This is a genomic window from Streptosporangium jomthongense, assembly GCF_042650425.1.
Taxonomy (GTDB): domain Bacteria; phylum Actinomycetota; class Actinomycetes; order Streptosporangiales; family Streptosporangiaceae; genus Streptosporangium.
Genome location: NZ_JBHSBC010000001.1, coordinates 492503 through 500544, shown reverse-complemented (window position 1 = coordinate 500544; position 8042 = coordinate 492503). Strand labels below are relative to the sequence as shown.

7 protein-coding genes are annotated in these 8042 nt (G+C 69.0%); 2 read left to right on the top strand and 5 right to left on the bottom strand.

What is annotated here, in order from left to right; genetic code table 11:
* Nucleotides 1–386 precede the first annotated feature (386 nt).
* Nucleotides 387–1967 (top strand): citramalate synthase, encoded by a 1581-nt coding sequence (gene cimA, locus ACFOYY_RS02430; RefSeq protein ID WP_352010250.1) that lies wholly within the window; start codon nucleotides 387–389, stop codon nucleotides 1965–1967.
* Nucleotides 1968–2027: 60 nt separating this feature from the next.
* Here cimA and ACFOYY_RS02425 read toward each other — a convergent pair whose 3' ends face one another.
* From ACFOYY_RS02425 to ACFOYY_RS02415, 3 genes are all read right to left on the bottom strand, one after another.
* Nucleotides 2028–3656, bottom strand: coding sequence for a heparinase II/III family protein (locus ACFOYY_RS02425; protein ID WP_386187336.1), 1629 nt, complete (start codon nucleotides 3654–3656; stop codon nucleotides 2028–2030).
* 446 nt (nucleotides 3657–4102) lie between these two features.
* A complete protein-coding gene (locus ACFOYY_RS02420; protein ID WP_386187333.1) occupies nucleotides 4103–4717 on the bottom strand; it encodes a cysteine hydrolase family protein in 615 nt (204 codons plus the stop codon).
* 291 nt (nucleotides 4718–5008) lie between these two features.
* Nucleotides 5009–5965 (bottom strand): GlxA family transcriptional regulator, encoded by a 957-nt coding sequence (locus tag ACFOYY_RS02415; RefSeq protein WP_362909426.1) that lies wholly within the window; start codon nucleotides 5963–5965, stop codon nucleotides 5009–5011.
* A gap of 71 nt (nucleotides 5966–6036) precedes the next feature.
* On the opposite strand from ACFOYY_RS02415, the gene ACFOYY_RS02410 reads away from it, so the two are divergent.
* Nucleotides 6037–6633 carry an HD domain-containing protein gene (locus ACFOYY_RS02410; RefSeq protein WP_352010254.1) on the top strand — a complete coding sequence of 199 codons (597 nt, stop codon included), beginning with the start codon at nucleotides 6037–6039 and terminating at the stop codon, nucleotides 6631–6633.
* Between the two features lie 62 nt (nucleotides 6634–6695).
* On the opposite strand, the gene ACFOYY_RS02405 is transcribed toward ACFOYY_RS02410, so the two are convergent.
* On the bottom strand, nucleotides 6696–7109 hold the full coding sequence (locus tag ACFOYY_RS02405) for an antibiotic biosynthesis monooxygenase family protein (RefSeq protein WP_386187328.1): 414 nt from the start codon (nucleotides 7107–7109) through the stop codon (nucleotides 6696–6698).
* Nucleotides 7110–7477: 368 nt separating this feature from the next.
* On the bottom strand, nucleotides 7478–8041 hold the full coding sequence (locus ACFOYY_RS02400; protein WP_386187325.1) for an alkaline shock response membrane anchor protein AmaP: 564 nt from the start codon (nucleotides 8039–8041) through the stop codon (nucleotides 7478–7480).
* Nucleotide 8042: the final 1 nt, after the last annotated feature.

The window sequence follows — 8042 nt, the reverse complement described above, 5'->3', positions numbered from 1 at the left end:
TGAACCCATGAACTCCCCCGGCCGCGCCCGCGGGCGCGCCGTCGGGCCATGTGGCGTGCGCGCGTGGGCACCGCCCCACGGCCGGATCCGGGAAAGTCGCCTTCGGGTGGCCGTTCCCACTGGTCAGAGCTGTCTCCGCGAACGGTTTCCGGGCGCGTCGGCGGGACAGGCGTTCCAGATCCTGAGATCAATGTGTCAAGTGGTGGTTGGGTGTGGCAGACTCCAAGACACCATGTTCTACGGTCTGCTCATTATCGGCAGGCGCGCTGGCTGAAAAAGGACACCGCCAGCGCGCAGACCTCTCACGTCCGTGAGGGGTTTTTTTGTTTCTCGGAGCCGAGAGAGCGCGCGGCGAATCACATCGAAACCCCGCGAAGGAGACTGATATGGCCGACGACCGCTTCCACGTGTACGACACGACACTCCGTGACGGTGCCCAGCAGGAGGGCCTCAACCTCACGGTCGTGGACAAGCTGGCCATCGCCCGCCACCTGGACAGCCTGGGCGTCGGCTTCATCGAAGGCGGTTGGCCGGGAGCCAACCCCAAGGACACAGAGTTCTTCAGACGGGCTCGAACAGAGCTCGATCTGAAGCACGCGCAGCTAGCCGCGTTCGGCGCGACCCGCCGAGCAGGTGTCAAGGCCGCCGACGACCCGTTGGTCGCCGCGCTGCGCGAATCCGGCGCGCCGGTCGTGACCCTTGTCGCCAAGAGTCACGACCGGCACGTGGAGCTGGCCCTTCGCACGACTCTCCAGGAGAACCTCGCGATGATCCGCGACACGGTCTCTCACCTTCGTGCGGAGGGCCAGCGAGTCTTCCTCGACGCCGAGCACTTCTTCGACGGCTACAAGTCCAACCCAGCCTACGCGCTCGAAGTCCTGCGCACCGCCGCCGAGGCGGGGGCCTCGGTCATCGCCCTGTGCGACACCAACGGCGGCATGCTCCCCGACGAACTCGCCGAGGTCGTCGCCGCCGCCGTCGCGACCACGGCCAGGATCGGCATCCACTGCCACGACGACACCGGCTGCGCGGTGGCCAACACCCTGGCCGCGGTGAAGGCGGGCGCCACCCACGTACAGGGCTGCGCCAACGGCTACGGTGAGCGCTCGGGCAACGCCAACCTGTTCACCGTGGTCGCCAACCTCCAGCTCAAGCGGGGCTTCGACCTCGTCCCGAAGGAGGCGCTGGCCGACATGACCCGCGTCGCGCACGCCATCACCGAGGTCACCAACGTCACCCCGAACTCCCACGCCCCCTACGTGGGTGTCTCCGCCTTCGCTCACAAGGCCGGGCTGCACGCCAGCGCCATCAAGGTCGACCCCAACCTCTACCAGCACATCGACCCCTCCCTGGTCGGCAACGACATGCGCATGCTCGTCTCCGACATGGCGGGCCGCGCCTCCGTCGAGCTCAAGGGGCGCGAACTCGGCTACGACCTGTCGCCGGACACCTCGCGCGTCCTCGTCGAACGGGTCAAGGAGCTTGAGTCGAAGGGCTACACCTTCGAGGCGGCCGACGCCTCCTTCGAGCTGCTGCTGCGCGACACCGTCGCCGGTGACCGCAAGCGGCGCCACTTCGAGGTCGAGTCGTGGCGGGTGATCGTCGAGCGGACCCGCGACGGCGAACTGGTCAGCGAGGCCACGGTCAAGCTGCACGCCAAGGGCGAGCGGATCGTCTCGACCGGTGAGGGCAACGGCCCGGTCAACGCCCTGGACAAGGCCGTACGGCTCGGCCTGGAGAAGCTCTACCCCGAGCTCGCGGCCGTCGAGCTGATCGACTTCAAGGTGCGCATCCTTGAGGGCACCCACGGCACGGACGCCGTGACCAGGGTCCTCATCACGTCGAGCGACGAGACCGGTGAGTGGGCGACCGTCGGCGTCGACGAGAACATCATCGAGGCCTCCTGGCAGGCCCTTGAGCAGGCGGTCACCTACGGCCTGCTCAGGGCGGGCCACATCGCCGACTGACCTCACAACCGAGGGGTACGGCCTGGGCCGTACCCCTCGCCGGACGGGCGGAGAGCGAGGTCAGGACAGGTTGGCGCCCGAGACCTTGAAGCTGACCTGACCCTCGGAGGTCTGCAGCCGCACCCTGCCGCCCGAGCAGGAGACCTCGGGGGAGGCGGTTCCCGGCACCACGACGGTGAGCAGCGCGCCCTCCGTGGCGGGGGACAGGACCGCGGGAGCGGCCTGCTTGTTCAGATAGGTGGGAGAGACCCAGCCCTGGAAGGGGTTCTGCTGGCCGGAGACCACCCGCTGCCCGCCGACCGGCTTGCAGGAGGGCATGGACAGCTGGACCAGCGTCGCCTTCCAGCCGGACTTGTCCTTGACCACGACCCGGCCACCGCCGTTGGAGACCAGGGACATTTCACGGGCGAAGTGCCAGACGTTGCTCACCTTGGAGCCCCGGGGCACGGTGTCCAGCACCGCCATCACGTCATCGCCGTGGTTGACCAGCACCGACCGGGTCCTCGGCACGCCGTAGGCCCTGTCGGTCAGCCGGTAACTCTGCCTGTCCTGCCCGACCGAGGACTTGCTCAGGGCGCTGGCCGTCTTGGGACGGAACCGGGCACCGACCACGGCGGGGGTGTTGTGCGCCTCCGGCGACATCGTCCAACGCCGGTAGGGGGTCTTCTCGTAGGAGTCGAAGCCCACGTCGACCAGGACGTCACGGCCCTGCGCGTAATAGGTCACACCCAGGTGGTCCTCATGGCCGTGGAACCTCAGGGCCGGGCCGAACCGGATCGAGTAGAACGCCGACTCCGGCTTGCCCCAGGCGGTGCGCCCGTAGACATAGCCGTTGCCGAAGACCCGGACCGTCTTCTTGGGGTGGTCGTAACCCGAGGGCTGTACGTCTGCGCCACCGTCGCCGATCGGGACCATGAACCCGTTCGGCTGCGTCGAGTGGGCGATGAAGTCCTCAAGAGACTCCCACCGGGAGCGGATCTCGCCGGGAACCTTCCTGCCGCACTCCTCGATGCGCTCCATCGCGAGCTTGAGCCGGTCGTAGACGTAGATCGCGTACCGGGGGGCCTGTTCACGCAGCACCCCCTGGGAGTCGATGTCGAGCTTGACGGTCGTGGTCAGCCGCCTGAGCGCCAGGTTCGACCACGTCGTGTTCTTGAAGCGGCAGCCGATGCCGAACAGCGCGATGTCCTGGTCCATCCCATGGTTGTGCCCCTTCTCGTACAGGGCCGGGTTGGAGAGCATCTTGGCGTGCTCGGCCAGGCTCTTCGACAGCCAGGACTCGTTGACGTGCCTGCTCAGGCACGTCAGGGCCGGGGCGCGCAGGGCGATCGGGTGCTCCTGCCAGGCGTACGGGCTGGCCTTCGGCCCGCCGCCCCTGGGGTTGTCCGCCACCCAGTCCTTGGCGATCTCGGTGGCCCGGGCCAGATAGGCCTTCTCCCCGGTCGTCTCGTAGTCGGCGACCAGGCGGCCCATCCAGCGCAGCGAGTGGAAGACCATGCTCCAGGACCGGTTGCGGTACGGGTCGGTACGCCAGTTGACGTCCTTGCCCACCTTCACCGGCGGCAGCCCGACGAACTCGACCTTGCCCGCCATGATGTCCGCCGAGGTCGGCGTCGCCGGCAGCCAGTCTCCCTGGCACTCGGCCGTCCGCTTGACCGTTTCGGCGGCCTGCGCCGTACCGTTCGTCACGCCGCAGGCCAGGGCCAGGACGAACGAGACGGCCAGCGCTGTGCTTCTTTGCGCCGTCCGGCGGCGCCGCGAGGTTCGGGAGCCTTCGAGCCGGAGCTTTTCCTCATCTCTCCGTCGTCGTGCTCCCGCGTTCCTCAGTCCAAGCACCGACGGCGCCCAAACCAAAACCCTCACCCCTAACCGACGGCGCTCGAACCAGAACTCTCGACCCCGGCGATGAGGGGGCCAAGGTCGGCTCCTCACTCCAAGCACGGACGGCGCCAGGCCACGCCGTTCACCAGAGAAGGGGGCGCTGGACGGCTCTGTCCGCGGGGGTGTCCAGGTCGGGTCAGTTTAGCGGTGAGTCATCGGGGAAAAGCGGGCCCTCTGGTTTCTTTGTGGCTTCTGTGACCTTTTGGGGGTGAGGGGCGCCTGAGGCGCCCCCGGCGGAGCCGTTCTCGTGCCGGTCAGGGGGTGGCGCGGGCGATCTCGGTGCTCACCCAGATGTTCGAGTGGGGGAGGGGCTCACCGGCCCTGACCGCGTCGATCCACTCCGCGGTGGTCGCCACGGCGGCGAAGTTGGAGGCCATCACCACCAGCACGTGGTTGTGCAGCTCCTCGGCCGTCGCGGTGCCCGCGTTGTTGGACAGCGGGAGGGCGCCGGTCGCGTCGGACAGGAACTCCACCTTCAGGCCCAGGTGGGCGGCGTCCCGGGCGGTCGACTCGTCGCAGTTCTGGGTCATGTAGCCGGTGATGGTCACCGTGTCGATCTTCTGAGCGGCCAGCCACTCGGCCAGATCCGTCCCGGCGAAGGACGACGCCAGCGTCTTGTCCACCAGGTGGTCGTACGGCCTGCTCCCGACCTCCTCGCGCAGCTCCCAGGAGGGGCTGCCCTTCGCGAACAGCGGGGACTCGGCCGGAGCGGTGTGCCTGACGATCACCACGGGAACACCGTGCTCGCGCGCCACGTCCATGGTGGCCACGATGTTGGCGAGACTCTCCTGCCGAGGGGGGAAGGCGATCGGTAGATTGCCGGTGAAGTACTCGTTCTGGACGTCGATGACGACTAGTGCTCGCTTCATGACTCCAGCTTGACGGGGCGGACGGTGGCCGCGTGATAGTTCTCTCAGCCATCGACCACAAAAATCCGGCCCTGCCTATTCGCGGCGCCTGCGGCGCCGCGGGTAGTGCCTTTTTGCTCCGCCTGGCGGCGGCGCGGGGCTTGGGCGCCTCCGAGTCGGTGCTTTCCCTCGTCGTTCGTCCGCTTCGCTCCCTCTCTCCTCAGTCCAAGCACCGACGCGCCCAAGCCGGACACTCTTCATGCACGGCACCGGTAAGGCTCAAGCCAGGGGCCTCAAGGGGGAGTCCTTGGGTCAGGCTGGGGGGCCGAAGGCTTGGCGGTAGGTGGTGGGGGAGACGCCTACCTGGCGGCGGAAGTGGGGGCGTAGGGCCACCGCGGAGGCGAAGCCGGATCTGCGGGCCACCCGTTCGACCGGTTCGCCGGTGGTTTCGAGCAGGCGTTGCGCGTGCAGGACCCGCTGGTGGAGCAGCCACTGGGTGGGGGTGGTTCCGGTGGCCTGGCGGAAGCGCCGGTCGAAGGTGCGGCGGCTCATCATGGCCCGGGAGGACAGGGAGTCCACGGTCAGCTCCTGGTCGAGGTTGCGCAGAGCCCACTCCAGGGTCTCGCCCAGCGGGTCGCCGGTCTCGGGAACCGGAACGGGATGGTCGATGTACTGCGCCTGCCCACCGGCCCTGTGCGGCGGCATCACCATGGACCTGGCGATGTCGTTGGCCACCTGGTGGCCGTAGGCCCTGCGGACGAGATGGAGACACAGGTCGATGCCGCCCGCGCTTCCCGCCGAGGTCAGCAGGTCACCCTCGTCCACGTACAGCACGTCGGGCTTGACCTCGATGCTCGGATACCTGGAGGCGAGCAGCGGGGCGTAACGCCAGTGGGTCGCGGCGGGCCGTCCGTCCAGCAGGCCGGCCGCGGCCAGCACGAACGTGCCCAGGCACAGTCCGACGACGGTCGCGCCCCTGCGGTGGGCCGTACGCAGCGCCTCAAGGGCCTCGGCGGCGGGCGGCCGGTCGAGCGGGTGCCGCCAGGTCGGCACGATCACCAGGTCGGCCTCGTCCACGGCGTCCAAGCCGTACGGCGCCGACAACGCGATGCCCGCGTCCGTCCGCACCGGGCCGCCCTCGGCGGAGACCGCCCGCACGTCGAACTCCGGCGAGCCGGTACGTCGTTCGCCGAAGACCGCGATCGGCACGGAGGCCTCGAAGAGCGGGATCTCGTCGAACATCACCACGGCGATCGTCCTGAACCCCATGGCGGAATCCTATCGATGGTTGTCTCTCCGGCCACTCGCAGGTCATCGGCGGTCACGGCAGGCTGAATCGCATGAAATACGCCGAAATCGTGGTCCCCGAGACCCCGGCCACCCGCGCGGCCATCGAGGTGGCGACCGCCTACTGTTCGCCCGCGCTGCTGAACCACTCCGTGCGGGCCTACCTGTGGGCTGCGGCGTACGCCGCGATGAACGACATCGCCTTCGACGCCGAACTGCTCTACGTCTCCTCGATGCTCCACGACATCGGGCTGGTCAGGGAGTTCGACAGCCACACGGTGCCGTTCGAGGAGGCGGGGGGCCACCTCGCGTGGGTCTTCTGCGCGGCGGCCGGATGGCCGGTGGAACGGCGGGTGCGCGCCTGCGAGGTGATCGTGCGCCACATGTGGGCCGAGGTGGACGTCGAGAAGGACCCGGAGGGCCACCTGCTCGAACTGTCCACCGGCCTGGACATCTCGGGAAGACGGTCGGAGGCCTTCCCCGAGGAGCTGAGGGCCGAGATCCTCGAACGTCACCCCCGCCTCGGGATCGCCGGGGAGTTCGCCGCGTGCTTCGAGGACCAGGCGAAGCGCAAACCCACCAGCCTGGCCGGCCACTTCGTCCGCAACGGCTTCGCCGCCCGGGTCGCGTCGAACGTCCTGGACCGCTGACGCGCGGCGGCGCCCACGGTGCCCGCGAAGGGCCGTGCTCCGCCGCGCTCACGAGGCGGCGGTCAGGAACCGTTCCTGGGGCCGGTGCTCTGGACGACCTCGAAGGACCACAGGGTGGAACCGGTCGCGGCGGGCCCGCCGTGGCCATGACCGTGTCCCTGGCCGGGTCCCTGATGGGGGGCCGCCGCATGGCCGTGACCCTGCTGACCCTGCTGACCCTGTGCCGCGGCCTCGGTCGAGGCCTGGGCGTGGCCTCGCTGGAAGGCCTGGCTCTGCGTCCAGCGTTCGAAGTCCTCCTCGGACCTCCAGCGGGTGTAGACGAGGTACTGGTCGGTGCCCTCCAGCGGGCGGAGCAGCTCGAACCACTCGAAGCCGTCGGAGGACTCGACCATCCCGGCCCGTCCGGAGAAACGCTGTTCCAGCTCCTCGCGCCGCTCGGCGGGAACGGTCAGCACATTGATCTTCACAACGCTCATCGAAACTCCTTAAGGGGAGACCCGGTCCTTCTGGGTCGGAGGAAACGCGGCGCGACGTTGCAGGGTTCGATAATGTGTTCGGTGGCGGCGATAACCAAGCCGCTATCCGCACGATCGGCTCCACCCTCGCCGTCGGGCCGGCGGAGAGGTGAAACGCCTGCGGAGCAGGTGTAAGACCCCAACGAAGATCCTTTTCGGGCGGGCAACCGGCGGTGAAACAGGAAACCCTGCGGGCGACCGCGGGAATCTCCTCCCCTCGGGGAGGGGAGGAGGCCAAGAACCCATCCTGCCCCACGATGGTCAGTGCCGGCCGGCACCAGGGCCTGTTTTGTGGATCTTCGCTACGGCGAAGATCCACAAAACAGACCCTAACGCCTCTCCAGGTTCACCCTGGTGACGGCCGGTACGTGCGCCAGTTCCAGGGCTTGGCGCATGTGGGGGATGGCGCGGCGGCCGAGCTGCTCGCGCAGCGCGCTCATCGGCGCGTCCTCGTCGGCGACGACGCGCAGCCGTACGGCGGGATGGGCCTTCGTGCCGACCATCGCGGCGCTGGCGCTCAGGACCGCCGGGTGGGCGCCGACCTCGTCGGCGACCGCGTCGGCGACGGTCGAGCCGCGCACGTCGGTGGTCCCGCCGGAACCGCTCTGCAGGCGGAGGTCGCCCAGCCGGTCACGCCGTCCCTGCACGAGGAGCCAGCGCAGCCCGAACAGGGCCAGCACGACCGCCGCCAGGGCGATCACCCACCACAGCCACGGTGAGTGCGTGGCGAAGGTGGCCCGTACCGGGTCGTTGACCAGCGGTTCGTCCCCGGGCGCCACCGCCCTGGGCAGGGTGTGCGCGCCCCGGGCCAGCGTGTAGCCACCGAGAAGCAACAGCAGCACCCCCATGATCAACAGGCCGACCCTGTTGCCCCGCCCGGTCTTCCTGTTCACG

Excerpts from the sequence above, each read along its gene's own strand:
- cimA (WP_352010250.1), top strand. The coding sequence starts at position 387 with ATGGCCGACGACCGCTTCCACGTGTACGACACGACACTCCGTGACGGT.
- ACFOYY_RS02420 (WP_386187333.1), bottom strand. The coding sequence starts at position 4,717 with ATGAAGCGAGCACTAGTCGTCATCGACGTCCAGAACGAGTACTTCACC.
- ACFOYY_RS02415 (WP_362909426.1), bottom strand. The coding sequence starts at position 5,965 with ATGGGGTTCAGGACGATCGCCGTGGTGATGTTCGACGAGATCCCGCTC.
- ACFOYY_RS02410 (WP_352010254.1), top strand. The coding sequence starts at position 6,037 with ATGAAATACGCCGAAATCGTGGTCCCCGAGACCCCGGCCACCCGCGCG.
- ACFOYY_RS02405 (WP_386187328.1), bottom strand. The coding sequence starts at position 7,109 with ATGAGCGTTGTGAAGATCAATGTGCTGACCGTTCCCGCCGAGCGGCGC.